Genomic DNA, 26,513 nt, shown 5'->3' with positions numbered 1-26,513 from the left:
ATTGCCTGGAGAAACGCTTCAGCGATAGCTGCAATAATCTTGTAGCCGGGCCGCTGCAACAAATACCGGCGGTGATTTTTGTGTTTGTCATGAAGTGGGGACGATTTGCTTTGGGTTGCTCTGGTTCATTTCATATTTCAGAGCTTCAATTTCCAGCGCCAGACTCTTAAATTCGGCAATCTTCAGCTTCAGAAAACGTACCGTGAGGCCGACTTTTTCAGTAATGCCGACAGGTGAGAGCACGTAGACATACGCTAGCTTATTCGGGCTTTTGGGAAAGCTCTGCATCTTGATAAAGCCCTTGGTGAGCAAGGCTTTGAGACAGTAGTTGGTTTTACCAAGACTCACGCCCAGCGCGTCTGTCAGATCGCGCTGGCTAAGGTACGGCTGGGCCTTCAAAAGGCGCAGGATTTTGAAGTGATTCTCTTCTTGGAGGGATGGTAAATCGGAGGCGTTCATTGAGTAAACGCGGATGCTAACACGTCTTGACGGCTGTCGACTGCGCTCAGCCGGCCAGCTCGCAACGACGAAACAGGGGTGCATTGTTATCCTTGTCGGAAGGCAGTGGCAACAAGTTGGGCGGCCAGGCAATGGCCAGATCGGGGTCATTCCACCGGATACAGCGCTCATGTTCAGGCGCGTAATAGTCCGTCGTTTTATAGACGAAATCGGCCCACTCGCTGGTCACTATAAAACCATGGGCAAACCCTGGCGGCACCCATTGCTGCTTGCGGTTCTCTTCGATCAGCTCAATGCCGACCCACGCGCCAAACGTCGATGAAGATTTGCGAATATCCACCACCACATCAAACACCGCACCACGCAGCACACTTACCAGCTTGCCCTGCGGTTACTGAATCTGGTAATGCAGACCGCGTAACACGCCTCTGCGACTGCGATTGTCTTGCACAAAATCAAGGTTCAGGCCGGTGGCTTGATTGAAGGCTTTCTGGTTGAAGCTTTCATAGAAAGCCGCGCGCGTCAGCGAACACTTCGGGCTCAATGATGTAGGATTCCCCTGAAATAACGGACACTTTCTTAAACGCTGAAAGAGCGAAGTGACCTTGCCCCTGTTGTCCACTCCTCATAGACTGCCCATTGTGCGGACTTCCTGTCTCGCTGCTGGGCAGCGAGACAGCGTTGCTCAAACGTCATTGGGCTGACATAGCCCAGCGTCGAGTGCAATCTTTTGTGGTTTTACAAATTGAGCCAGTCCATCCCCTCGTCCATGGCCTCGCGCCGGGTGGCAAACCGTCTCCCGTACAGCCTGCCGACCTTCAGGCGGTCCTTTTTGGACAGTCCTTCGCCTGTGCGTCGTGCGACGTATTTGCCGGGTGCGGGCGTCACTTCGCATGCGAACCATTGCAATGGTCCACATCGCGTTGTTGGCCTGGCGATCTCCGCCATGATTGGGCCGGTGGCGATTAACCTTCCCAGAGGATGCCTGAAGTGGGCTGGTTCCGCAAAGCGCCGCCAATGCTGCCTCACTGTGCAATCTTGTGGGATTATCGCCAGCGGTTATCAGCAAGGGGGCGGCCGTTTGCGGACCGATACCGAAACGAGCGAGAAGCCTGGGAGCAGCTTTCTTGGTCAGGCGGGCCAGTTGGGCATCCAGCCCACCACCTGGCGGTGAACAGGTCATTGATCGCCGTCAGGTGCAATATGCCCTCATCGGTGGCGATGTAGGTGATGTCGCTGCTCCACGTCTGGTTCGGCGCCGCCGGGCTGAAGTTGCGTGCCAACAGATTCGGCGCGATGGGCAAGTCGTGTTTGCCGTCGGTGGTGACCACAAACTTTCTCTTGCCCCGGGCCTTGATGCCGTGGCGTTGCATCAGCTTTCTCACCCGCTCCTTGCCCACGCGAATTCCTCGGGCCAGCAGCTCTTTCCACATCTTGGGCCAGCCATACTCCTGCCTGACTTCAGCATGGATGGCCTTGATGTGCACCAGCAAGGCTTCGTCGCTGATGCGCTTGTTGGCACCCAGTTTACTGGGCTTGCCGGCGTCCTTGCGTCGCCAGTGCTCGAAGTAGCCATGGCGCTGACGCCCAGCACCTTGCAGGCCAGCGTGACGGGCCACAGGGCCTTGTGCCTGGCTATCCAGGCGTACTTCACGGGGCTTCCCGCGCGAAGTTCGCCGTCGCTTTTTTTAGAATGTCGCGCTCCATCGTCACGCGCGCCAGCTCCATCTGCTCGACACTCACCGGCTTATCGCCTGCGCCCTTGGGTTGGCCTTTCTCGCTGAGCCTCACCCAGTTGCCCAGCGTCTGCACCGGCACACCCAGGATCCTGGCCGTCACAGGCACGGCTTGCACACCCTCGACCAGGCGCATCGCCTCCAGCTTGAATTCCAGGGTGCACTTGCCCCGGGCCTGTCCGTCTTTTCTCTTGCTCATTTCTCATTCTCCAATTGCTGAATTGGACCATCAGCTATGGAGTACGTTTTTCGGGGGCAAGATCAGACTTCATCCTGCTCGCGGTGGATACCTGAGCTGATGGGGCTATGATTTTCTTCCATGGATTCCGTTGACTCAGTTAGTTGCGAGGCCATGTCGCCACTCGGTTATTCTACGTACCTGCCCACTTGTCAATTAAATCGTATGGCCCATGGAAGAATGACTGCGCCCGAACTCGCCGTTTTGAGCCACTCACTCCGAAGCTGACTACCCTTCAACGAGATGCGTCTGGGCCAAGTCATGCCTCTCGTCCTGCGCTCAAAAAATCTCAGCCAGCATGCGGTTCACCCCGTACTCCCAAGGAGGCAGAGTCAGGCCGAAAGTAGCTTTCAGCTTGGCGGTGTTCAAGCGCGAATTGTGAGGGCGCCGCGCAGGCGTGAGGAAAGCACTGCTGGCCACTGGGACCATCTCCTTTGCTATTGTTTCAGTAGCTTTCGTCCCCTTACCTGCTTGACGAACCACGTGATTTGCGTAGCCATGCCAAGTTGTTTCCCCGCTGGCGGCCAGATGATAGATGCCAGCGCCTGCGGGGCACTGCTGAGCCGGCCGCATGACCTGGCGGATGGCGTGGGCGGTTACGTCGGCCAGCAACTCAGCCCCGGTGGGAGCACCAAACTGGTCGTCAATCACGGTCAAGCGCTCTTGCTCCCGAGCCAGTCGCAAGATGGTTCTGGGGAAGTTACCACCGCGAGAGGCATAGACCCAGCAGGTGCGGAAGATCAGGTGTTTTTGGCAAAGTTCGACGATGTGTTGCTCACCTTCCAGCTTGGTGTGGCCGTAAACGTTAAGCGGGGCAGGGGCGTCGGTCTCCGCCCAGGGCCGGGTTCCGCTGCCGTCAAATACGTAGTCAGTGGAATAGTGCACCAGCCAAGCGCCCAACTTCTGCGCTTCCAGCGCCAGCACGCCGGGGGCGGTGGCGTTGATAACACGAGCCAGCTCGGGCTCGCTTTCGGCCCTGTCCACTGCGGTATAGGCGGCAGCGTTGACAATGAGGGCAGGGCGCAGTAGCCGCACGGTTTGGGCCAAGCCATCAAGGTTCGTCAGGTCGCCACACAAGTCCTGGTTGTTGCGATCGATTGCCATCACCTCACCCAGAGGCGCCAGACTGCGTTGCAGTTCCCATCCAACTTGACCACTTTTTCCAAGGAGGAGAATTTTCATATGTGGATCCGGCATGATATTTATTCGAAGCTAACGCAATGCTGTCAATCCAGGCGGCGGAACCAGATTCCATTGAGCGAGTTTGGAGTTATTCAACCTGCGCTATTTGATGGCGAGTGAGCCGCCATTCTAAATTCACTTAAGTCCGATTCAACAAATGATTTAATGCGACTTACAATCCCAGTTAATTTTGACCAACGCATCTGATTACTCAACGCGTTATTTTAGAGGGCCAATTTTAATGTCCACCGTGAATGAGCTACAACAGCAAATTAATCAAGCCGAAGCCAGAGTCGATGAACTGCGCAAGATATTGGCGCAACAGAAAAGCAATGAACGTGTACAAGCCATCGCGTCAGCCAAAGAGCTGATTAAATTGCATCAGCTTACATTGGCCGACTTGGGCCTCGCAGGGAAGAAAGCGATAACACGCAAAGAGCCCCGGCCAGTGGGCGACAAACGTTCAACCGTTGCGCCGAAATATCAGGACCCGTCCGATGGTAAAACCTGGACCGGACGTGGCAAGACGCCAAGCTGGCTGGCGGCATATCTGTCGGCTGGTTATAGCAAGGAAGATTTTCTAATTAAATAACTTTTTGATGCAGAAGTCATTCTTCCAACAATAGTGCCATGTAAGTCAGTGCTTAGAAATGAATTCCGCGCATCATCTGCTGCAAGGCCACGGCCTCGGGTGACAAAGTTTGCTTGACCGGTTTGTCCCCCGGCTTCGCACCCTTGGCTGCCGATGAATCCGGGAACATGCGGAAGCTGGTATTCATCGCAATCTGTGCCACGCGCGGCAACAACGCGTGCAACACCTGACCGGCGATGCCCAGGCGTGTGGCAATACGCACCGATTTGAAGATGCAGGCCTGGGCCACCAGGTCAGCAGCTTCTTCAGGGCTTAGCGTCGGCACATTGTTGTAGAGGTTGGTCGGCGCAATCATCGGTGTGCGCACCAGCGGCATGTTGATGGTGGTGAAGGTGATGCCCTGGTCGGCAAATTCACTGGATGCGCAGCGTGTCCAGGCGTCCAGCGCGGACTTGGACGCGACATAGGCCGAAAAGCGCGGTGCATTGGTCAACACACCGATCGAGCTGATGTTGACCACATGACCCTTGCGTTTGGCAACCATGCCGGGCAGAAAGCCCATGGTGACGCGCAAGCAGCCAAAATAGTTAAGCTGCATGGTGCGCTCGAAGTCATGGAAGCGGTCGTAGCTGGCCTCGATCGCACGGCGGATCGAGCGGCCCGCATTGTTAATAAGAAAGTCAACACTTCCGTGATTGGCAATCAGCGTTTGCACAAAACGGTCGCAATCGGCCATGTCGGCAATGTCGGCCGGGTAGGCGATGAAGTGATACCCCTTGGCGCTGGCCTCCTTGCAGGCCTCGTCGAGCTTGTCCTGGTCACGGCCGCAGATGATGGTGATAGCGCCGGCTTCGGCAAATTTGTGCGCCGCTGCCAGGCCGATGCCTGAGGAGCCGCCGGTGATCAGCACGACTTTGCCGTTGACTGTGCCTCTGAGCGAGCGGTCAATGTGCAGATCCGGGTCCAGGTGCCGCTCCCAATAGTCCCAGACGCGCCAGGCGTAGTCCTTAAGGTTGGGGCACTCGACGCCAGAACCCTTCAGAGCGGCCAGCGTTTCGCGACAGTCAAAACGGGTCGGGTAGTTGACAAAGGTCAGCATGTCCTCGGGCAAGCCCAGATCGGCCATGATCGCATTGCGCACACGCCGGACTGGCGCCAGGGCCATCAGGCTTTTCTTCACACCTCGCGGGATGAAGCCCAGCAAAGCGGCGTTCACGAAAAGGTTCATCTTGGGCGCGTGGGCCGCGCGGCTGAAGATGTCCAGCACATCGCCGACACGGTAGCCCACCGGGTCCACCAAGTGAAAGCACTTTTTCGCGATGCTGGTCTTGTGGCTGATGACATCCAGCGCATCAACCACAAAATCGACCGGCACAATGTTGATGCGGCCACCCTCCAGGCCCACCGCCGGCATCCAGGGCGGCAACAACTGGCGCATGCGCTGGATCAGCTTGAAAAAATAGTAAGGCCCGTCGATCTTGTCCATCTCGCCGGTCGTGCTGTCGCCCACCACCATCGCGGGCCTGAACACCGTCCAAGGGACCTTGCATTCCTTGCGAACGATTTTTTCACTCTCATGTTTGGTCATGAAGTAGGGATGTTCGTAGTTCTCGGCCTCCTCGAACATATCCTCGCGGAACACACCTTCATACAACCCGGCCGCCGCAATCGAGCTGACGTGGTGAAAGTGTCCGGCGTCAATCGTTTTCGAAAATTCGACGGTATAACGCGTGCCTTCGACATTGACCGCAATCTGGCTTTCCTCGTCGGCACTCAGGTCGTACACGGCGGCGAGGTGATACAAGTGATCAATCTGGCCCTTGAGTTTTTTGATGTCCTCTGCCGATACGCCAAGTTTTTTGGCCGTCAGATCGCCGTGCACGGGAATGGCTCTGGCCGCACTCACACCCCAGTACTCACGCAAGGCCTCCACCTTGCCCGCACTTTCCTTGCGAATCAGGAAGTGCACAACGGCCCCCTTGCGCTCAAGAAGCTTCTTGACCAGGCGCTTGCCGATGAAGCCCGTGGCTCCCGTGACGAAATACTGCATTGTGTTCTCCGCTAGACAACTCTGAACCAAGGCTGATTCTTGCGCAAGCCCCGCTGCGCACCGGTCAGCAGAAACCCGCGCACCCCCGGCTTCTAGGAGCCCCCACCTAAACCTGGTCACCCAACTGGGCTTATATTTTGACCACGTGTCGCTTCACAACGCGGCGTCAATCAACATCCCATCATCAGGAGCCCACCATGGTCAAAAAACTGCAAAAAATGAGCGCTGACAAAAAATCCGGGCCACAACTGTCCGGCGCCGTCAAGGAGTCTGCCCAGCAGATATGGCTCGCTGGCCTGGGCGCCTTCTCCAAGGCCCAGGAAGAAGGCGGAAAAGTGTTTGAAACCCTGGTCAAGGAAGGCCTGTCCATCCAGCGCAAGACCCAGGCCGTCGCCGAAGAAAAAATCTCCACCGCCACCAACAAGATGGCCACCATGGCGACGGACATCACCTCCAAGGCCGGTCACCAGTGGGATAAGCTTGAGACCATTTTTGAAGAACGGGTCGCCAAGGCCCTGAACAAGCTGGGCGTGCCTTCCGCCAAGGATGTGGATGCACTGATCGCGCGCATCGACGAGTTGAATAAAAACGTGCAGAAGATGTCCAGCAAACCGGCCGCCAAAACAGCGCCTCGCCCCACGGCAAAACCCGTTTCCTCCAAGCCTGCTGCCAAAAAACGTGCGCCGGCGCGCAAGTCCGCCTGAGCGTTTTCTCACGATAAAAAGGACGCTTGACGTCCTTTTTTTATGCCTGCCTGCTATGGGCACATTGCTGCAAAGCAGCAAATCTCCCCATGGCTCGCGCCTACACTTCCGATTCATGACTTCTGCCCAGCGTTCAGGAAAAAACCGCCCCAGCAGCGAGGCAAAAAAGGTAAACCGCCCAGAGTCAGGGCCGCGCATCGCACTGGCCTTGGCGGGCGGCGGTCCCTTGGGCGCCATCTACGAAATCGGCGCGCTCTGCGCTTTGGACGAATCGCTACAAGGCCTGTTTTTCACAAAACTGCATCACTACGTCGGCGTCTCGGCCGGCGGGTTTATCGCGGCGGGCCTGGCCAATGGCATGACTCCGCGCGAGTTGTGCGCCGCATTCATCGAAAACGACCACCGCGCCTCTGAAGTCTTCGATCCGGCGTGGCTGCTGATGCCTGCGTATGGCGAATTCCTGCGCCGCGGCATCATGCTGCCGGGCCTCGCCGCTTCAGCCCTGTGGCGCGCGACCTTCGGACGAAAGTCGCTGCTTCATGCGCTGGAAACATTGGGCCCGGCCTTGCCGACGGGAATGTTCTCCAATGAAGAAGTGGACCGGCGCCTGAGCGCGCTGTTCTCCAGAAACGGCCGCACCAACGACTTCCGCGAGCTGGGTACGCGGCTCACGCTGGTCGCGACCAACCTCGACAGTGGCGAGGCCGCGCCCTTCGGCCAGCCCGGCTGGGACCACGTGCCGATCTCGAAAGCGGTGCAGGCCAGTTCGGCGCTGCCGGGGCTGTTTCCACCGGTCGAAATCGACAACAGCTACTACGTTGATGGCGCTCTGAAGAAAACCCTGCACGCCGGCGTGGCGATGGACGGCGGCATCGACCTGATGCTGTGCCTGAACCCACTGGTGCCGTTTGACGCGACCCAGGTGCCGGCGTTGTCGATGGCGCAGCGCGTGATGCGGCGCGGCCTGCCCAGGGAGAGGCAGACCATCCCCCGCATCGTGGACGGCGGCCTTCCTGCGGTGCTGAGCCAGACCTTCCGCTCCATGATCCATTCGCGCCTGGAGCTGGGCATGAAGCATTACGAACACGCCTATCCCGACACCGACATCGTGCTGATTGAGCCCGATCATCGCGACGCGGACATGTTTCTGGCCAACACCTTCAGCTACGGCCAGCGCCGCCAACTCGCCGAACACGCCTATCAGAAGACCCGCGAGATGTTGCGCTCGCGCAAAACCAGCCTTTCTGCCAAACTGGCGCGGCACGGGGTGTCGCTCAACCTGGCGGTACTGGAAGACACCCGCCGCCACCTGATCAGCCCGGCGCCCGCGCCGACCCGTTTGGGCCGGGCCATCCGCTCACTGGAGGAAGTAATGGAAGATGTAAGCCACGCTCTGGGGCCGGCGGCGAGCCACCCGGCATGAGCCGCGGGGCCGTTACCAAGGTGAATACCGACGCCGGTAAGGCGGAGCTTGTCCAATGAGCCGGCCCGCTCGACTTCCCTAGTTCCCGGCCATGCATCCGTGCGTTAGAGTAGAAAAAAATACGAGGTAGACACCATGGCGAAAAAAGCGCCGCGCCGAACCGCTGAACGCATCCTGGAAGTGACGCTTGATCTGTTCAACCGTTTCGGCGAACCCAATGTCTCGACCACGCTGATCTCGGCCGAACTGGGTATCAGCCCCGGCAACCTTTACTACCACTACCCGGCCAAGGACGAGCTGATCAACTCGCTGTTTGATCGCTATGAGCGCGCCCTGAGCGATTTGCTCAACGCCAGCGACAGCGTGCGGGACGTCGAGGATGCCTGGTTCTTCATGCATTCGCTGTTCGAGCTGATCTGGCAGTACCGCTTCCTGTACCGCGACCTCAACGACCTGCTCAGCAAAAATCGCCGGCTTGAAACCCATTTCCAGTGGGTGCTCAAGAACAAGGCCCGCTCCGTCAAGACCATGCTCGACAGCATGAGCCGGGCCAATGCGGTCAGCATCGATTCCCGCGAGGTCGAAGCCACCGCCACCAGCATGGTGGTGGTGCTGACCTACTGGCTGAGTTTTGAATACGTGCGCGACCCGCGCAAGGCGCTGGAGCCTGAAAACGCCCAGTCGGCGCTGCTGCGTGGCGCCCACCATGTGCTCAATTTGCTGATCCCTTACCTCGAACAGGGCCAGCGCATGCACCTTCAAGCCCTGGTCGGCGCCTACACCAACCCCGCCTGATCAATAGTCAGCAATCAATAACATTCAAGGAGACAAACATGGCCAAATGGACCGCATTCCCCCATCCCGGCGATTACGCCTTTGATGCCACCAGTCTCAAAAAGAGCTGGGCCCGCCTGCACCAGGGCGACTGCGAACCGCTGCCCAAGGAAGCAGCCGTGCTGCAGGCCTGGGTACTGTTTCATAACGGTGAGTTCCAGAATGCGGCTGAAGCCGGCCTGAAGGCCGGAGGCACAGGCATCACGGTTGCCAACAAGGCCACCAGCATTTACGCCAACTACCTGGAGACCAGGGAAAAGGCCAAGCTGGACCTGTTCACGGAAGTGGCCGATCGGGCTGAAGCCCAGCAGGCAGCCGAACCCAAAAATGCCAACAGCTACTACTGGCAAGCCTACGCATTGGGCCGCTACGGGCAGGGCATCAGCGTCGCCAAGGCGCTGGCCCAAGGGCTGGGCACCAAAGTCAAGAACGCGCTGGAACACGCCATCAAACTCTCACCCAAACATGCCGACGCCCACATCGCGCTGGCGGCGTTCCACGCCGAAGTGATCGACAAGGTCGGCTCGCTGATAGGCGGCATGACCTATGGCGCCAAAAAAGACCAGGGCCTGTCGCTGTTCAGGGAAGCCCTCAAGCTCAACCCGAGCTCTGCGATTGCCATGATCGAATACGCCAACGGCATGGTCATGCTCGAAGGCGACAAGAAAATGAAGGAAGCGACCAAGCTGTACGAGCAGGCCGCCGCCAGTCAGCCGCAGGACGCGATGGAGCGGCTGGACGTGGAGATGGCGAAAGCCGAACTGGAAGATTAGGCTAAAAAAGCGCTTTCGCTATGATTTTTATAGCTATTGGCGCACATTGAACGGGGGCTAGAGCCCAGAAAGGCTAGGAACCAAGGCCATCCACCGCCTGGAACAGCGACTGCCGCGCCTGCGTGATGACCTGCTGCTTCCAGTCGTCGGTGTTGACGTAAAACGCATCCATCATCTGCTGCCTGATCTGCGCGGCCAGCGCGGCAGGCGCTTCGGGGTGCACATTGAGCCACTGCTCGGCGCGCAGCGCCTGCATCATCTCGAAAGGCGGCAGGGTGCCGTATTCCATCGCAATGCCGGTGTATTCGGCGTCCGGGCACTCTTCGTAAATCGAATTCCACATCAGGCCGGTCAAAAAGGCCGAGCTCGACGAGCCATCGTAGATCGAGGTCACCGGCGTCTTGCCGCCGTTGTCCCACCAGGCGCGGGCGCGGGCCAACGCTTCCTTGTCGTCACGGCAGGCACAGATGCGCTCGCCAATACCACTGGGGCCCAGGCCGGTGTGGATGTCTATCCAGGCCACGCGGCGCGCGAAACGCGCGTGAGTCTGCAGCACTTGGCGCAGGGTCTGGTTGCTCCAGGTCGGCGCAGTGCCGCCGAAAAACAGGCCCTTGTCGAACTCATGTTGGCCGCGTGTGATGGCGGCCTGGTAAGCGTCCATGCCGCGGTCCTGGATATAACGGTCTGTGGCCGCGGCGTTCGCTTCGGTCGGTGGCCACATCTCGGGCAGCAGCAAGGGCTGGATCTCGCGGTAGGCTTCATTGACTGGCAGCGCCTGGGTGAAATCATGGAAGTTGCGGTTCAGGTCCACGTTTTCGTGCGTGGTGCGTCGAATATGCGAAAAACCATAGGGATTGAGCGCATGGATATACAGCACTGCCACGCCTTGCTCACTGGCTTTGGCCCGCCATTCGGGGTCGTGCAGGGCAGCCACCTGCACACCCGAGCCGCAGTAACCCTCGACACCGTGGCAGGCGCTGCTGACAAGTAGCAGCGCGCGCGCATCGGCCGGACCGTCCCGCACCACGTCCATGGCCAGCACTTCGCCATCGCGCCCCGCCTCGGGGTGCAAATGCGTATCCACCGTCAACTCGGCGGCTGCTGCAGCTTCAAGGAATTTGGTGCGGGCTTCGGCGTAGCTTGTCGAAAATGCGTCGCTCACACCCTTCACGCGGCGTCCTTGGTCAGCCAACTCTCGGCCAGCCGCACCCAGAAGGTCGCTCCCAGCGGGATCAGGTCATCGTTGAAGTCGTAACTCGGGTTGTGCAGCATGCAGGGACCGCCGCCGTGGCCGATCTCGCGATGCGCGCCGTCACCGTTGGCAATAAAGGCATAACAGCCGGGCCGGGCCTGCAACATGTAGGAAAAGTCTTCCCCGCCCATGGTCGGCTCCTGGGCAATCACGTTAACCTCACCAACGATCTCGGCCATCACCTTGCGCGCGAACTCGGTTTCCTTCGCGTGGTTGATGGTAGGCGGGTAGTTGCGCACAAACTCGAATTCGCAGTCGGCCTCATGCGCGGCGCAGATGTTCTCGGCCACCTGCTTCATGCGTTTTTCGATCATGTCCAGCACTTCCAACGTGAAGGTGCGCACCGTACCCTGCAACTCGCAGCTGTCAGGGATCACATTGGTAGCTTCGCCCGCATGGATCATGGTGACCGAAATCACGCCTGCATCCACCGGCTTCTTGTTGCGGCTGATGATGGTCTGGAAGGCCTGCACCATCTGGCAAGCCACCGGAACCGGGTCGATGCCGTTGTGCGGCAGCGCCGCATGGCCGCCCTTGCCGCGAATCGTGATTTTGAACTCGTTGGTCGAAGCCATCACCGGACCGGCGCTGGCAGCAAACTTGCCGACCTGGGTGCCCGGCCAGTTGTGCATACCGAACACCGCGTCCATTGGGAATTTGTCGAACAGGCCGTCCTTGATCATCTCGCGCGCGCCGCCACCGCCCTCCTCGGCCGGCTGAAAAATCAGGTAGACCGTGCCGTCGAAGTTGCGGTTTTTTGCAAAGTGCTGGCCGGCCGCCAGCAGCATAGCCGTGTGGCCGTCGTGGCCGCAGGCGTGCATCTTGCCAGCGGTCTTGCTGGCATGGTCAAAGGTGTTGAACTCCTGCATAGGCAGCGCGTCCATGTCGGCGCGCAGGCCGATGGCGCGGCTGGACGTGCCGTTCTTGATGATGCCGACCACGCCGGTCGTGCCCATGCCGCGGTGGATGGGGATGCCCCACTCGCTGAGTTTTTGCGCCACCACGTCGGCGGTGCGTACTTCTTCAAAACACAGCTCGGGGTGGGCGTGGATGTCACGGCGCACAGCGGCAATGCCCGCGGCCTGCGTGACGATGGAATCAATGACTTTCATGCAATCCTCTGTTGGTCAGGCCTGCTGCGCATCCGCGTGTGCGGACGGCTTGCGGACCCAAGGTTGGCCCTGGTAGTGCGCATAGTCTGCCAGATTTAACAGGGGTACGTCGCCACTGGAGTCGCCGTAGGCATGCAGGACAACGGCTTTTTTCAGGCCCCGCTGCGCCAGCCAAGCCTGCAGCCGTCGCACTTTCTCTTCGCCGTGGCAATTCGGTGTGGCCATGCGCCCGGTGAGCGCGCCATCCTGGGTCGCCAGCTCAGTGCAGATGACACCGTTCATACCGAACATACGGCCCACTTCGTGTAAATAAATACCTGGCGATGCACTCACAATGACACAACAATGGCCGAGCTGCTGGTGCTGGCGCAAGCGCGCCAGCATGTCCGGCTGCCACTGTGCAGGCAGGTAGTCGCGCACAAAATCAGCCGTCCATTGCGCAATTTCCACGTCAGTGCGCCCTCCGAAGCTGACCCGCAACAGCCGCGCCTTGGCCCGGTGGTTGCTCATCAAACGCAGCGCAAAGGCGGCCAGCCAGGGGCCACTGAGCAGCAGCCCGACCAAAAAACGCGGCCAGCCGAGTCCGCGCCACAAGTAAGGCAGCAGGGTGTCGCGGCGGGTCAGCGTGCCATCGAAGTCAAAAGCGGCGACTTCCACAAGCGCTACGCTGCAGTCAGGCGACGCGCCTACGGCCGGCATCGCACCTGCCCGCACAGTCGCTCGCAGAACGGGCAACCGGTCATGGGCAGCCATTGCGGAATGTTGTAAAAGCGTTTGTAAATCGTTGCCAGCACACCGTCACGGTAAGCGGCGTAGTTGAAGCCCCGGCCCTCGACCGCATAAAACGGCACACCGTCCTGCACGTAGCTCAACACCTGCACGCTGTCGAAATAGGGCTTGTAATCATCAAGCTGCGGCATATCCATGCGGACGATGCGCACAGTTTTGCCCCGGTACAGCGAAAAATCCACCAGCATGTCGTCCTGCCGCGCATGGAAGTTGCCCGGGCCGAACACCGGCACGTACTGCCTGAGCGCGTGCCCATAAATCGAGGCCGGGGTGTAGGCACTGGCCATCAGCACCACGCCGGGCGCGGCGACCTGCGCCAGCATCTCGCTGGTCTTGTAGCTGCGGATGATCCGAGGGTAAAGGCTGGTTCCTTTCCAGTCGTTCAGCGAAGTCGCGTACAGCCCGACCACAGCAATCACATGCAGGCCGGCAAACAGCGCCATGCCCAGCGCGCAGGCTTTTAGCTTGTCTTTGGGCAGGGCGAAGGCCAGCAAGGCAAAACCGAATGGGTAAAAGGACAGCACCCAGTGCAGACCGACCACCTTCTTGAGGGACAACAGCGCAAAAAACAGCAGCGGCACCAGCACCAGGCAGGCCAGCAGACGCTGCTGGCGCGAGGTGGCGGCCAGCGCGCTGCGTTGCCGCCAGGCCAGCCAGGCAGCAGCCGGCGTGACCAGATACAGCATCATCGCCAGGTAGAGCAGCGGCTTGTTCCAGGCGAAGGCCTCGCCCTGGTTGCGGTTGTAGACGTTGAACATGATGTTCGACCAGCCATGCGACATGTTGTAGGCGATGTTGATGGCCGGCCCCGGCAGCGCGCACAACACCAGCAGTACAAAAGCCGGCCAGCGCTCGCGCCGGTACAGCGAGAAATACACCAGGTAGCTCAGACCCAACACCACCGAGAAATACTTGGACAAAAACGCGCAACCCAGCGCCAGCCCGGCGAGCGCGTACTGCATCCAGGCGCTGCGGTCCATGTGCTCACGCCGCTCAGCGCGTACGACCAGAGCAACCGAAAGCACCGACCAGAAGATCAGCGGCGTGTCGGTGGTGATCAGGGTGTTGAGCCAGTTCAGCGGCGCGAGCCAGAAAAACAGCACGGCCCAGGCGGCGCGGGACCGGTCCAGTGGTGCCAACGCCCAGCCGACCAGGCCGCCGAGCGCCAGCGGCAACAGCACCACCGGAAGGCGGATAGACCAGACCGTGTCGCCCAGGGTGGCGCGCATCAGCGCAATCAGCCAGCCGACCATGGGCGGGTGGTCGTAATAGCCCCAGTCCGGGTACACCCCCCACCAGTAAAAAAAGGCTTCATCGCCGGTGATCGGGAAGGTGGCGGCGATCCAGAGGCGCAGTGCCAGCGACAGCAGGCCGGCGGCGATCAGCCAGCCGGTGACGGAAACAGAAGCGGCCGCAGCCTGGAGGCGTGAAAACATGAAAAAGGTTCTATCGGGCTATCTGAAATTGATGTCTTTGCGAATGGCGGCACTATAGACGAGTGCCAGCGCACCGATGGCGACCGCGAGCCAGAGTGTGACCAGCCGCACCTGCACCGTGATGCCCAGCGCTAGGCCTGCACTGGCGCCGTGGGCCACCAGCAATGCCGTCAAAATCGCCTCCATGCCGCCGAGTCCGGCCGGCAACAGCGACAGCGCCCCGCCCACCATGGCCAGCGCATAAAAACCCGTGGCCTCCAGCGTACTCACCGACAGGCCGGCCTCGCGGCACAGCAGCCAGACCGCCACGCCCTGCGCCATCCAAGCGATCAGGCTCAAGCCCAGCCACAGCAGAGGCCGGGACGCCAGACATGCCCAGGCCTCGTTCAACCAGGCAAAGCGCAGCAAGAGTTTGTGGCGGAACCGGAACAGCAGCGCAAAAACGGTGAAGGCCGCCAGCACAGCCAGGCCCGCCAGACCCAGAACGCGTTGCGGCCCGGCCAGGCCGGTCAGCCACCAGGCCACGGGCAGGCACAGCAGCAACAGGCTCAGCAGGTCAGCCAGCCGTTCCGCACCGAAAATCGCCAGGCTTTGCGTGGCGCTCAGTGGATTGCGCGCCAGCAGCAGGCCCCGCGCCGCCTCGCCGACATTGCCGGGCGTCGGCGTGAACGTGTACCCCGCGAGATAGAACCGGAGCGCCTCGGTGATTTGCAAAGGCCGGCCGTAATGCGCCATCCAGAGACGCCAGCGCAGGCCGCGCAGCAGGTAGTTGAGCAGGCATAGCGCGATGGCCTGCACACCCGCCAGCGAACCCAGGGCTTGCAGCGTAACCAGCGGGCTGTGGTCCGCGAACACGGCCAGAACCGCGGCATACACCGAGGCGGCCGCACCCATCACCAGCAACAAAGGTTTGATCGGCAAGCGGCTGGCTAGCCGACCGGGCAGGCTCAAAAGCGGTGCCCCAGAAACACCATCAGCCAGCCAGCCAGAGCGATCAGAATCCAGCGGTCACGCAGCAGGTCGCGCGAGACATCCTCACCGCGACCGCGGTGCACCTGGAAGGCATAACGCAGCATGGCAAAAACCACAATCGGCACCGTGTAAAGCAGGCGGTCGCCATGCTGGCGCTGGGCCTCGGCACTCGCGGCAAACAGGCCGTAGGTCATCAACGAGGCCGTCATGGTCACCGCCATGAAGACGTCCAGCAGGGCCGGCGGGTAGTGCTCGAGCACGGCGCGCTGGTCGGCCTCGTCATGAAAACTTTCTGCCTTGCGTTTCGAAAAACCGAGGAACAGCGCCACAAAAAGGCCCGCCAGCAGCAACCAGCGCGAAGGCGGGATGCCGACCGCCAGCGTGCCAGCCAGCAGCCTGAGCATGAAGCCCGAGGCGATGATGGTCACGTCGACCACCGGCACATGCTTGAGATGCAGGGAGTAGGCCAGGTTCAGCGCGACATACATGCCCAGCAGCACCAGCAGCTTGATATTGCCAGCCGCCAGCGCCAAGCCCACCCCCAGCAGCACAGCCGCCAGGCCCAGCGCCGCGCCCGGCTGCACCGCGCCGCTGGCCAGCGGACGCAGGCGCTTGACCGGGTGGCGGGCATCGGCGGCACGGTCGTGCCAATCATTGAGGATGTAGACCAGGCTGGAGAAACAGCAGAAGGCCGCAAAGGCGTTCAGTACCGTCAGCGCCAAGGGCCCGTTGTTCCAGGCCTCGCTGAACATCAGCCCGGCGAACACAAAGGTGTTCTTGAGCCATTGGTGGGGGCGCATCAGAGTGACGAGGCTGAGCAGCAGGCGCATGGCAATAGGAGGGGCGGGTGAATGCCGGCGCATGGGGCACGGCCGGTCGGCTTCAAGCATAACTGACACGGTGGCCACGGCGACGCAGCCAGCGGATCATTCCAGAGACAGGCAGCAGAACCATGGATTGCCTTGTTTTCTGAGCAAAAAGGCTTCCAACCCCATATTCGACCTGCATCAACAGCTATTAAAACAATAGCGTTGTTGGCACCACCTCGCGCGCGTGCAGCTCGTTCAGGTGCGCACGCGCCCGTCGCCGGTCAGCATGGACAGCTCGACAAAACTTGACGCCACGTGGTCGGTCGGCGAAAAGCTCACTGCAAAACCACCCAGCGACTGGCTGCCCAAGCCTTCCAGACCAGTGATCAGCGACTCGCGCGTCGGTTTGGCACCGGCGCGCTTGAGGCCGTCAACAAGCAGCCTGGCGGCAATATACCCTTCCATACTGGAGAAGTTGGCTTGGGCGTCCTTGCCGGCGGCCTTGACCGCGTCGACAAATTCGCGCGCGATCGGCCGGGCGGCATTGTAAGGCGAGGGCATGACTTGCGACACCACCACACCGGCACCGTCTTTGCCAAGTTCGTCGGCCAGCGCCTGCGTACCGACAAAAGACACGTTGTAGAAAGTGCCGCCGTAACCGGCCTTGCGCGCCTCGCGGATGAAAGCCGCGCAGGCCTTATACGCACCAATTTGCACGACCGCGTCGGGGCCGGCCGCCACCAGGGTCTTGACGGCCCCGGCCACATCCACCGAATTGCGTTCGACGGTGGCCTGTGCCACCGTCTTGAGGTTCTGCGCGCCCAGCGCCAGCGTCACCCCGTCGAGGCCAGCCTTGCCGTAGGCGTCGTTCTGGTAGAACACCGCGATTTTTTTCAGCCCCAGGCTGGTGAGCTGTTTGACGATCAGCCCGGTCTCGTCGTTGTACGACGCGCGGACGTGGAACGCGTATTTGTTGAAGGGCTCACGCAGCGCCATGGCGCCGGTGAAAGGCGCAATGAACGGAGCCTTGTCCCTGGTGGCCAGCGGAAGGGCCGCCAAACTGGTGGGGGTACCGACATAACCGAACAACGCAAACACATCATCGGCCAGCAGCTTGCGGGTGTTTTCAGCGCAACGGTCCGGCTCGTAGCCGTCATCGAGGTTGCGGATTTCGATCAGCCGCTTGCCGACGCCGCCTTGGGCGTTGACTTGGTCAAAGTAGACTTTGGCGCCCTGATAAAACTGGATGCCAAGCTGCGCGGCAGGGCCGGTAAAGGGCGCTGACTGCCCCAGGACGATCCTGGACTCGCTCTGGGCCTTGGCAATATTGAAACCGGCCAGCATGGCGGCACCGGCGGTGAAAGAAAATTTTCGGCGATTAATTAGCATGCATACATTGTCGCAAGGTGCTCCACCGGTGCGTAAAAGCGACTGTGTCATTTGACGCATTTTTCGCAAAATTATCACTTTTAGATTTGAGAAAACAGGACGGAAAGGTAAAGCCGTTGATTTAAGTTAGATTTTTGTCGCGGCGCCCCAACTATTCCCGCACTCTTCCCTGCGAATCGATCAGGCCCCATTCGACAAGCCGCGAAGCGACCCGGTCTTCAACAAAGTGAACGCGAAATCCGCCAATGTTGAGGTCGTCCAGGCCCTCGATGGCCTTTCTGAGCCTGGCCCGCGTCGGGTCCCTGCTGATGCGGCGCAAAGCCTCGGTGAACAGGCGCGCGGCGATGTAACCTTCCACCATGTAGACATTGGGTTTGTCCAGCTCGGCGGCATCGGCATCGGCCTGAAGTTCACGCACCAGCGCAATCTTGGTGCCGTCACTTTCGGCACCACGCGTGCCACCACCACGCCAGCGCCTGACTTTCCAAGCTGCTCGGCCAGCAGGCTTTCACCGGTGTTGGAGAAACCGTAAATCGGCCCGCGAAACCCCTTGGCCCGCATCTCCCGCACCACCGACGCGGCACTCTGGAAGTCGCCGATCACCAGAATGGACTCGGCTCCAGGCGCCAGCGCCTTGTCCACACCGCCAGCCAGCGCGCCGCTGGAAAAGGCAGCGCTAGCGAGCAGATTGGCCCCCATGCTGGTCATGGTCCGATGGGCCGAGTCCAGCGCAGCCAACGACTCGCCATCATTGGCATGCAGGATGGCCAGCTTGCGGGCGCCCAGGGCAGCAGCGTGTTTGGTGATGGCCGCAGCTTCTTCCGAGTTGCCCGGTCGCAAGGAGTAGACATTGGGATACAACGCACCGCGAAATTCGTCCGCCGCCGCCATGGGCGCAAACAGCAGCACATCGCTGTCCTTGATCAGGGGTAGGCGGCCGTCACTTGCGGTGAACCGTAAAAGCCAAACAGCGATAGCACGCCCTGGTCGAGCAGCTTCCTGGTGTTGGCGACGGTGTTGGCAGGGTTGCCCTGGTCGTCCAGCGTCACCAGTTCGATCTTGCGGCCGCTGATGCCGCCAGCCGCGTTGATATTGTCAAAGTAAAGCTTGGCGCCCTGATGGAAATACCGGACCAGCGAGGAACCTGGGCCGGTCAGGGCAAGGGTTTGACCCAGCACAATGGAGGTCTTGCCGGCCCCGTCCTGGCTGTGCACCGCCTCACCAACAAGCGCCAGGACAGCTACGATGAGGGTTCGCCCCAAAGTGTGGAATGTTTTCATAGTGCGTGCCCTGCACGAAGCGCATGCCGGGCGATCTCCTTGTAAGAAAATCTAGTTCTATTTATGACGACAGCAATCGGAATCACCCCAGACGTCAGTCTGGTGAAAACCTCCAGCCAGGTGCGCGGCGCCTGCCCCCACGACTGCCCGGACACCTGCGCCCTGCTGACCACTTTGGAAAACGGCGTGGCGGTCAAGGTCCAGGGCAACCCGGACCACCCCCAGACCGGCGGCGTGCTTTGCACCAAGGTCTCGCGCTACACCGAGCGCAGCTATCACCCGGAGCGCATCCTGCAACCGCTCAAACGGGTGGGACCCAAAGGCGCGGGGCGCTTCGAGCCTGTGAGCTGGGACAGCGCGCTGGACGAGATCGCGACACACCTGAAAGGCATCGCCGCGCGTAACCCCGAGGCCATCGCGCCCTACAGTTATGCCGGCACTATGGGCCTGGTGCAGGCCGAAGGCATGGCAGCGCGCTTTTTCAACAAGCTGGGTGCCTCACTGCTGGAGCGCACCATCTGCTCGGCGGCAGGCGGCGAAGCCTTGGTGCAGACCCTGGGCGGCAAGGTCGGCATGAAGGTCGAGTTTTTTGCCGGGTCCCAACTCATCATCATCTGGGGCAGCAACTCGATTGGCAGCAACCTGCATTTCTGGCGCCATGTGCAGGAAGCCAAGCGCCAGGGCGCACGTATCGTCTGCATCGACCCGCGCAAGACCGAAACCGCCGACAAATGCCATGAACACATCGCGCTGCGGCCCGGCACCGACGCCGCGCTGGCGTTGGCGCTGATGCATGAATTGATCGTCAACGACTGGCTGGACCACGACTACATCGCACAACACACCGTCGGGTGGGACCAGTTGAAAGCGCGTGCGTTATTGTGGCCGCCAGCGCGCGCCGCTGAAGTCTGCGATGTGCCGGTGGCGCAGATCACCGGCCTGGCGCGCGACTACGGCACGACAAAACCGGCGGCGATACGCCTGAACTACGGGATGCAGCGCGTGCGCGGCGGCGGCAATGCCTCGCGCGCGATTGCCTGCCTGCCGGCGCTGACCGGTGCCTGGCGGCAACGCGCCGGCGGCCTGCTGCTGTCGAGCTCGGGCATGTTCCCGATCAACAAGGCGGCGGTGCAGCGGCCCGACCTGCTGGCCGGGCGCTGGCCGCGCACCCTCAACATGATCACCATCGGCGACGACCTGCTGCGGGACAGTTCGCCGGGCTTCGGGCCGAAGATTGAGGCGCTGATTGTCTACAACAGCAACCCGGTGGCCGTCGCGCCCGAATCCGGCAAGGTGGTGCAGGGTTTTGAGCGCGAGGATTTGTTCACCGTGGTGCTGGAGCATTTCCAGACCGACACGGCCGACTACGCCGACTTCATCCTGCCGGCGACTACCCAGCTCGAACACTGGGACATCCACGCGTCTTACGGCCACACCGACGTGTTGCTGAACCGGCCGGCGATCAAACCAGTCGGCGAGGCGCGGCCCAACAGCGCCATCTTCCGCGCGCTGGCGGCGCGCATGGGTTTCACCGAGCCCTGCTTTCTGGAAGACGACGAAACCCTGTGCCGCGCGGCCTTCAGCCACCCGGACGGTGACAAGGTTGATTTCAGCGAGCTGCTGGACAAGGGTTTTGCCACCCTGCCGATTCCGGATGCCCCGTTTGCCGAGGGGGTGTTTCCCACGCCGTCGGGCAAGTGCGAATTTTTCAGCGCACGGCTGGCTGCGCAAGGCCTGGATGGCCTGCCCGACCAACTGGACAACCACGAGACCGCAGGCAGCTCCGGCGAATTTCCACTGGCCATGATTTCGCCGCCGGCGCGCAATTTTCTCAATTCGACCTTTGTCAATGTCAAAAGCCTGCGCGACATCGAAGGCGAGCCGCTGCTCGAAATCCATGCCGACGACGCCGCCGCGCGCGGCATTCCGGACGGCGCCGTGGTGCGCGTCTTCAACCAGCGCGGAAGTTACCGCTGCAAGGCCGAGGTCTCCAAACGTGCCCGGCCCGGCGTGGTCAACGGCCTGGGCGTCTGGTGGCGCAAGCTCGGGCTGGACGGCACCAACGTCAACCAGCTCACCAGCCAGCGCCTGACCGACCTCGGGCGCGGCCCGGTGTTCTACGACTGCCTGGTCGAAGTGCAACTTGACGAGGCGGCTGCGCTCTAAAGCCTGTGCGCCTCCAAAAACCTGCCATCGCCGTCCTCGCCTTCGCGGTGCTGGGCGTGTCCGGCTGCAGCACCCTGGGCTACTACTGGCAATCGGTCAGCGGCCACTTGGAACTGATGAATGCGGCGCGGCCGCTGCCCGAGTGGCTGGGCGACAGCCAGACGCCTGAAAAACTCAAGGCCAAGCTCGAACTGGCCCAGCGCATACGCAGCTTTGCAGTCAGTGAGTTGCACCTGCCCGACAACGCGAGTTACCAGCGTTATGTTGACCTGCAGCGCAAGGCCGTTGTCTGGAACGTCACCGCCTCGCCGGCGCTGTCGCTGAAACCCGAGACCTGGTGTTTCCCGGTGGCCGGTTGTGTTGGTTACCGCGGTTACTTCGACGAAAAAGAGGCCCGAGCCGAAGCCGCCCGCCTGCAGGCCAGGGGCCTGGACGTGCATGTGTACGGCGTTCCGGCCTATTCAACCCTGGGCTGGATGAACTGGGCCGGCGGCGACCCCTTGCTCAGCACCTTTGTCGTCTACCCCGAGGGCGACCTGGCACGGCTGATTTTTCACGAACTCGCGCACCAGGTGGTTTATGTCCAGGACGACACGCCTTTCAACGAATCTTTCGCCACCGCCGTCGAGCGCCTGGGCGTCGCGCGCTGGCTGGCGGCCTCGGGCTCGGACAAGGCCAGAGCCGACTACGCCGCGCTGGAGCAACAGCGGCTGCAGTTTCGTACGCTGTCCCAGGACACGCGCCGTTCCTTGACCGCCATTTATGAGTCAAAAACGTCTCCCGCCCTTTCCCGACAAGCGCAAATAGCTATGAAAAACATAGCGCTTGAAGACTTCAGGGAAAGGTATGCCGAACTTAGAAAATCATGGGCGGTGCCGGCCGGCAGCATCGGCGGCTACGACCGCTTTGTGGCACAGGCCAACAACGCCTCCTTCGGCGCGCAAGCGGCCTATGACGACCTGGTGCCCGGCTTCGAAACCCTGTTCGCGCGCAGCGGCGGCAACTGGCAGGCGTTTTATGATGAGGTCCGGCAACTGGCAAGCCTGTCCAAAGACGAGCGGCTGAAACAGCTGGCGGCGCGCTAAAAGCAACTCACGGAGACAAATACATGGCAGACATCCACATCGAACGCAAACACAGCCTGGGCCTGCTCGAGGCGCGCAAGGTCGCTTTCAAGTGGGCCGAGATGGCGGAGGAAAAGTTCGACATGGAATGCACCTACGAAGAAGGCCAGACCGAAGACTTGGTGAGTTTTACGCGCTCCGGCGTCAGCGGCGAGCTGCGGGTCACGCCCGACCTGCTGGAGCTCGACGCCAAGCTGGGCTTTCTGCTCGGCGCCTTCAAGGACAAGATCGAGGGCGAGATCGTCAAGAACCTCGACATCTTGCTGGCCAAAAAATCGGCCACTGCCAAAAAAGAGCCTGCGGTCAAAAAGAAACCCGCCGCCAAATGACGGCCGCGGCCCCCACCGGCCCGTTGGCGGGCCTGAAGGTGGTGGAGCTGGGTCAGCTCATCGCCGGTCCCTTTGCCGCCAAGACGCTGGCCGACTTCGGTGCCGACGTCATCAAGATCGAAGCGCCTCGCACGGGCGACCCGCTGCGCAAATGGCGCTTGCTCAAAGACGGCACCTCGGTCTGGTGGCAGGTGCAGTCGCGCAACAAACGCTCCGTGGCGCTGGACCTGCGACAGCTTGAGGCGCAGGAGATCGTGCGCAAGCTCGCGCTGGACGCCGACGTGCTGATTGAAAACTTCCGCCCCGGCGCGATGGAAGGCTGGGGCCTGGGCCCCGACACGCTACAGGCGCTGAACCCGCGGTTGATCATGCTGCGCATCAGCGGCTACGGCCAGACCGGCCCTTACCGCGACCGCCCGGGCTTTGGCGTGGTCGCAGAAGCCATGAGCGGCCTGCGGCACCTGACCGGCGAACCGGGCCGGGTGCCAGTGCGCGTCGGCGTCAGCATCGGCGACACGCTCGCCGCATTACACGGCGTGATCGGCATCCTGATGGCGCTGCAGCACCGCCACGCTTCAGGCAAAGGGCAAGTGATTGACGTGGCGCTGTATGAAGCGGTCTTCAACTGCATGGAAAGCCTGCTGCCTGAGTACAGCGCGTTCAGCGCAGTTCGTGGCCCGGCCGGCAGTGCCATGCCCGGCATTGCACCGACCAACGCCTACCGCTGCAGCGACGGGACGTATGCGCTGATCGCCGGCAACGGCGACAGCATCTTCAAACGGCTCATGCTGTGCATTCACCGGCCCGACCTGGCCGCCGACCCGGCACTGGCCGACAACGCCGGCCGCGTGCTGCGCGTGCAAGAGCTGGACGAAGCGATTGGCCAATGGGCCACCAGCCTGACGGTAGAAGAGGTGCTGTCCGCACTGGAACGTGCCGAGGTGCCCGCGGGGAAAATCTACACCGTCGCCGACATCGCCGCCGACCCGCACTACGCAGCGCGCGGCATGCTAAAGAAAGTAGCGATGGACGACGGCTCAGAACTGGCTGTGCCGGGTTTTGTGCCCAAACTGTCGGCCACCCCCGGCAGCCATCGCCGCAACGCACCGGTGTTGGGGCAGGACACCGATGTCGTTCTGAAAGAACTCGGGCTGAGCTCCGAGCAGATCCGTGGATTACGGAAAAGGGGCATCGTGGCTTGAGGGCGCAAAACCTTTGCGACTTGCCGTTGGCAGTAGTTTCGACTCCCCACTCCCTCCCCTAACCCCTCCCTCGCCCCGCTGGGCGATGGCGGGGGACTTCATTTGGCCGCGTGCGCTGCGCTCGCGTGCAAACATGGCAGTCTGTTGGGATTCCCGTCCTTGAAGCGCTTCGCGCTTCAAGGACTCCGGATTTTGGTCTCTGATATTTGTCTTATCTGCCACCCGTCGGGCTGGGCCGAGGAGCGCAGGCAAAAGCGGATCAGGGCTCGCGATTGTCTGAGGCGAAGCCGAGTTCGAGCGAGACCCCGCTTTTGACGAGCACCACAGGTTGCCTGGAGCGAAGCGGAAGGACCCAGACCATCGGGTCGCCTTCTCTTTGCTTACTTTCTCTTGGCGAAGCAAGAGAAAATGAGTCGCCCGCCGGGGCGAGACCCGGCTTGTTCGAAGCAGTCACACCGCACCGACTTGCAAAGGCTCGGCCCGCGGCGCCACAGAAAAACTTAACTCAACGATTCAATCAAATCCACATACTGCTGCATCGCGTCGTCTTGCGACGTGCCCTTGAGCTTGTTCCAGGCATCCCACTTGGCGCGCGCCACCATGTCGCTGAAGCCGGGCTTTTTGTCGTTGTTGTCGCCGCCGCTGCCTTGCTTGTAGAGCGCGTAAATCTGCAGCAGGGTGGCGTTGTCGGGACGCTCGCTCAGGTTTTTGGAATCGGCCATGGCCTTGTCGAAAGCGGCTTTGAGGTCTGACATGAAGTGCTCCGTGAGGGTTGGGAAGTCCCCATGAATTGGGGTAACTGCCCGGTATCTTAGCCACACCGTTGCCAGCAGAATAGGGCCCTGCTCCCAATACGGTCGTTTTATGCCTTGGCGGCAAGCCGGGCGACAACTTTGGCTTGTCATTGCGGGCCTGACCCGCAATCCATGCTGCGCTGACCTCATCTACCCGCGTTGTGCCCGCATGGATCCCGGATCAGCTCCGGGATGACAGACCAGGGGGCGGGAGATAAACCGCCGCATCGGGGAGACCCGCGATGGCAGACTGGCGCTATTTTTTTGTTTGGAGTTTTCCATGGTCACACGCGTTTCGGCCCAGGCAGTGGGCAAAAAAGTCGCGAAGAATGTACAAAAAAACGTGACGCGTGCGGTCTCGGGCACGCTGGGCCTGACAGGCGAACGCATGAGCAAGGTCGACACCGCCTGGCTGCGCATGGATACCCCGTCCAACCTGATGATGATTGTCGGCGTGTGGCAGCTCACGCCCGGCGTCAGCCACGCGGCGGTGTGCGAACGCATCGAGAGCAGCCTGCTCAAGTACGCGCGATTTCGCCAGCGTGTGATGGAAGACGCCGCCGGCGCGACCTGGGTCGAGGACCGCTACTTCGACCTGAAGAATCATGTCATCGCCGAAAAGCTGCCCAAAGCCGCCAAAGGCAAGGAACAGGAGGTGCTGCAGGGCCGCGTGGCCGAACTCGCGATGCAGCCGCTGGACCGCAAACGCCCGCTCTGGCAAATCCACCTGGTCGAGGACTACACCGGCCCCGATGGCGTCAAGGGCAGCGCCATGATTGTGCGCATCCATCACTGCATCGCCGACGGCATCGCGCTGATCTCAGTGACGATGTCGCTGGTGGATGGCGGCGCAGCGCCGCCCGAGCGGCGCAAAAAAGAGTCCGGCGGCGGCGCCGAGGACTGGATTGCCGACACGCTGCTCAGACCTTTTACCGACCTGACGGTCAAGGCGCTGGGCGCTGCCGGCGAAGGCGCGGCACGTTCGCTGAACCTGCTCAGCGACCCGCAAAAAGGCATGGCCGGCTCGCTGGACATGGCCAAGGTCATGCTGCAGGTGCTGAAAGACGGCGCCGCACTGGCCCTGATGCCCGACGATTCGAAAACACGCCTCAAGGGCAAGCCCGGCAAAACCAAAAAAGTCGCTTGGTGCCAGCCGATTCCGCTGGACGAAGTCAAGGCCGTCGGCAAGGCTCTGAACTGCTCGATCAACGATGTGCTGCTCAGTTGCGTGGCCGGCGCCATCGGCGAGTACCTCAAGTCGCATGGGGACGATGTGAAGGGCCAGGAGATACGCGCCATGGTGCCGGTCAACCTGCGGCCCATGGAACAAGCCTACAAGCTGGGCAACCGCTTCGGTCTGGTGCCGCTGGTGCTGCCCATCGGCGTCGACAACCCGATCGAGCGCGTGTACGAAGTGCGCCGCCGCATGGCTGCGCTCAAGGGCAGCTACCAGCCGCTGCTGGCCTTCAGCCTGCTGGCAATTGCCGGCCTGCTGATCAAGCCGGCGCAGGACGCGATGCTGAACCTGTTCTCCAAAAAAACCACGGCCGTGATGACCAACGTGCCGGGCCCGCGCGAAAAACTCAAATTCTGCGGCGCAACGCTGGAGCAAAGCATGTTCTGGGTGCCGCAGTCGGGTGACGTCGGCCTGGGCGTGTCCATCCTGAGTTACGGCGGCGGCGTGCAGTTCGGCGTGATCACCGACAGCACGCTTTGCCCGGAGCCGCAGCGCATCATCGACGAGTTTGTGCCGGAATTTGCCAAGCTGTCTATCGTTACCTTGATGCTGCCGTGGGGGGATCAGGGGCCGACCTCCTGAGTCTTTCAGGGGCCTGGCCCTTTACGTATGGGCGTGAGAGGCTATTGAA

The 26,513-nt window shown here is 61.2% G+C and carries 23 protein-coding genes and 2 pseudogenes; 10 read left to right on the top strand and 15 right to left on the bottom strand.

Going from position 1 to position 26,513, the window contains the following annotated elements:
- Positions 1-87: 87 nt before the first annotated feature.
- The 4 genes and pseudogenes from IEX16_RS07210 to rfbD all read right to left on the bottom strand — a co-directional run bounded on the left by IEX16_RS07210 (position 88) and on the right by rfbD (position 3,615).
- The gene (locus IEX16_RS07210; RefSeq protein WP_188707678.1) at positions 88-459 is read right to left on the bottom strand and encodes a MarR family EPS-associated transcriptional regulator; all 372 of its coding nucleotides are present in this window, start codon (positions 457-459) and stop codon (positions 88-90) included.
- Positions 460-505: 46 nt separating this feature from the next.
- Positions 506-1,088, bottom strand: a pseudogene (gene rfbC / locus IEX16_RS07205) (dTDP-4-dehydrorhamnose 3,5-epimerase).
- 28 nt (positions 1,089-1,116) lie between these two features.
- Positions 1,117-2,394: pseudogene (locus IEX16_RS20345) on the bottom strand (IS3 family transposase); the annotation flags it as partial.
- A 318-nt stretch (positions 2,395-2,712) separates the two neighbouring features.
- On the bottom strand, positions 2,713-3,615 hold the full coding sequence (gene rfbD / locus IEX16_RS07180; protein WP_188707675.1) for a dTDP-4-dehydrorhamnose reductase: 903 nt from the start codon (positions 3,613-3,615) through the stop codon (positions 2,713-2,715).
- Positions 3,616-3,856: 241 nt separating this feature from the next.
- Here rfbD and IEX16_RS07175 point away from each other — a divergent pair, with 241 nt between their 5' ends.
- Positions 3,857-4,207 (top strand): H-NS histone family protein, encoded by a 351-nt coding sequence (locus IEX16_RS07175; RefSeq protein WP_188707674.1) that lies wholly within the window; start codon positions 3,857-3,859, stop codon positions 4,205-4,207.
- 52 nt (positions 4,208-4,259) lie between these two features.
- Here the strand turns inward: IEX16_RS07175 and IEX16_RS07170 are convergent, their stop codons facing one another.
- Positions 4,260-6,257, bottom strand: coding sequence for an SDR family oxidoreductase (locus IEX16_RS07170; protein WP_188707673.1), 1,998 nt, complete (start codon positions 6,255-6,257; stop codon positions 4,260-4,262).
- Positions 6,258-6,454: 197 nt separating this feature from the next.
- Here IEX16_RS07170 and IEX16_RS07165 point away from each other — a divergent pair, with 197 nt between their 5' ends.
- The 4 genes from IEX16_RS07165 (at position 6,455) to IEX16_RS07150 (ending at position 9,991) form a co-directional block, all read left to right on the top strand.
- On the top strand, positions 6,455-6,961 hold the full coding sequence (locus tag IEX16_RS07165; RefSeq protein WP_188707672.1) for a phasin family protein: 507 nt from the start codon (positions 6,455-6,457) through the stop codon (positions 6,959-6,961).
- Between the two features lie 115 nt (positions 6,962-7,076).
- Positions 7,077-8,384, top strand: a complete 1,308-nt coding sequence (locus tag IEX16_RS07160) for a patatin-like phospholipase family protein (RefSeq protein WP_188707671.1) — start codon at positions 7,077-7,079, stop codon at positions 8,382-8,384.
- Between the two features lie 135 nt (positions 8,385-8,519).
- Positions 8,520-9,179: a TetR/AcrR family transcriptional regulator gene (locus IEX16_RS07155; RefSeq protein ID WP_188707670.1), complete on the top strand. Its 660-nt coding sequence runs from the start codon at positions 8,520-8,522 to the stop codon at positions 9,177-9,179.
- 38 nt (positions 9,180-9,217) lie between these two features.
- On the top strand, positions 9,218-9,991 hold the full coding sequence (locus IEX16_RS07150; RefSeq protein WP_188707669.1) for a tetratricopeptide repeat protein: 774 nt from the start codon (positions 9,218-9,220) through the stop codon (positions 9,989-9,991).
- 73 nt (positions 9,992-10,064) lie between these two features.
- Here the strand turns inward: IEX16_RS07150 and IEX16_RS07145 are convergent, their stop codons facing one another.
- The 9 genes from IEX16_RS07145 to IEX16_RS20425 form a co-directional block, all read right to left on the bottom strand.
- A complete protein-coding gene (locus tag IEX16_RS07145; RefSeq protein WP_188707668.1) occupies positions 10,065-11,162 on the bottom strand; it encodes a M14 family metallopeptidase in 1,098 nt (365 codons plus the stop codon).
- Positions 11,159-12,355, bottom strand: a complete 1,197-nt coding sequence (locus tag IEX16_RS07140) for a M20 aminoacylase family protein (RefSeq protein ID WP_188707667.1) — start codon at positions 12,353-12,355, stop codon at positions 11,159-11,161. The genes IEX16_RS07145 and IEX16_RS07140 overlap by 4 nt, the downstream gene beginning before the upstream one ends.
- 15 nt (positions 12,356-12,370) lie before the next feature.
- Positions 12,371-13,012, bottom strand: coding sequence for an HAD family hydrolase (locus IEX16_RS07135; protein ID WP_229676235.1), 642 nt, complete (start codon positions 13,010-13,012; stop codon positions 12,371-12,373).
- A gap of 29 nt (positions 13,013-13,041) precedes the next feature.
- The gene (locus IEX16_RS07130; protein WP_188707665.1) at positions 13,042-14,580 is read right to left on the bottom strand and encodes an ArnT family glycosyltransferase; all 1,539 of its coding nucleotides are present in this window, start codon (positions 14,578-14,580) and stop codon (positions 13,042-13,044) included.
- A gap of 18 nt (positions 14,581-14,598) precedes the next feature.
- Positions 14,599-15,501, bottom strand: a complete 903-nt coding sequence (locus IEX16_RS07125) for a lysylphosphatidylglycerol synthase transmembrane domain-containing protein (RefSeq protein WP_229676234.1) — start codon at positions 15,499-15,501, stop codon at positions 14,599-14,601.
- Positions 15,502-15,527: 26 nt separating this feature from the next.
- Complete coding sequence (locus IEX16_RS07120) at positions 15,528-16,382, bottom strand: decaprenyl-phosphate phosphoribosyltransferase (RefSeq protein ID WP_188707664.1); 855 nt, start codon at positions 16,380-16,382, stop codon at positions 15,528-15,530.
- 234 nt (positions 16,383-16,616) lie between these two features.
- On the bottom strand, positions 16,617-17,750 hold the full coding sequence (locus IEX16_RS07115; RefSeq protein ID WP_188707663.1) for an ABC transporter substrate-binding protein: 1,134 nt from the start codon (positions 17,748-17,750) through the stop codon (positions 16,617-16,619).
- 180 nt (positions 17,751-17,930) lie between these two features.
- A complete protein-coding gene (locus IEX16_RS07110) occupies positions 17,931-18,659 on the bottom strand; it encodes an ABC transporter substrate-binding protein (protein ID WP_268236605.1) in 729 nt (242 codons plus the stop codon).
- Between the two features lie 14 nt (positions 18,660-18,673).
- The gene (locus tag IEX16_RS20425) at positions 18,674-19,030 is read right to left on the bottom strand and encodes an ABC transporter substrate-binding protein (protein ID WP_268236604.1); all 357 of its coding nucleotides are present in this window, start codon (positions 19,028-19,030) and stop codon (positions 18,674-18,676) included.
- A 63-nt stretch (positions 19,031-19,093) separates the two neighbouring features.
- Here IEX16_RS20425 and IEX16_RS07105 point away from each other — a divergent pair, with 63 nt between their 5' ends.
- From IEX16_RS07105 to IEX16_RS07090, 4 genes are read left to right on the top strand one after another with little or no spacing between them, the layout of a single operon-like run.
- Positions 19,094-21,196 (top strand): molybdopterin-containing oxidoreductase family protein, encoded by a 2,103-nt coding sequence (locus tag IEX16_RS07105; protein ID WP_188707662.1) that lies wholly within the window; start codon positions 19,094-19,096, stop codon positions 21,194-21,196.
- A gap of 5 nt (positions 21,197-21,201) precedes the next feature.
- On the top strand, positions 21,202-22,281 hold the full coding sequence (locus IEX16_RS07100; protein WP_188707661.1) for an aminopeptidase: 1,080 nt from the start codon (positions 21,202-21,204) through the stop codon (positions 22,279-22,281).
- A gap of 23 nt (positions 22,282-22,304) precedes the next feature.
- The gene (locus IEX16_RS07095; RefSeq protein ID WP_188707660.1) at positions 22,305-22,649 is read left to right on the top strand and encodes a polyhydroxyalkanoic acid system family protein; all 345 of its coding nucleotides are present in this window, start codon (positions 22,305-22,307) and stop codon (positions 22,647-22,649) included.
- The gene (locus tag IEX16_RS07090) at positions 22,646-23,851 is read left to right on the top strand and encodes a CaiB/BaiF CoA transferase family protein (RefSeq protein ID WP_188707659.1); all 1,206 of its coding nucleotides are present in this window, start codon (positions 22,646-22,648) and stop codon (positions 23,849-23,851) included. The genes IEX16_RS07095 and IEX16_RS07090 overlap by 4 nt, the downstream gene beginning before the upstream one ends.
- 500 nt (positions 23,852-24,351) lie before the next feature.
- Here the strand turns inward: IEX16_RS07090 and IEX16_RS07085 are convergent, their stop codons facing one another.
- Positions 24,352-24,606 (bottom strand): acyl-CoA-binding protein, encoded by a 255-nt coding sequence (locus IEX16_RS07085; RefSeq protein WP_188707658.1) that lies wholly within the window; start codon positions 24,604-24,606, stop codon positions 24,352-24,354.
- Between the two features lie 319 nt (positions 24,607-24,925).
- On the opposite strand from IEX16_RS07085, the gene IEX16_RS07080 reads away from it, so the two are divergent.
- Positions 24,926-26,464, top strand: coding sequence for a wax ester/triacylglycerol synthase family O-acyltransferase (locus IEX16_RS07080; RefSeq protein WP_188707657.1), 1,539 nt, complete (start codon positions 24,926-24,928; stop codon positions 26,462-26,464).
- Positions 26,465-26,513: the final 49 nt, after the last annotated feature.

Origin of the sequence: Polaromonas eurypsychrophila, from assembly GCF_014641715.1 — a bacterium.
Classification (GTDB): domain Bacteria; phylum Pseudomonadota; class Gammaproteobacteria; order Burkholderiales; family Burkholderiaceae_C; genus Polaromonas; species Polaromonas eurypsychrophila.
Note: the sequence above shows the minus strand (reverse complement) of the source record. Positions and strands in the feature narration are given on the sequence as shown.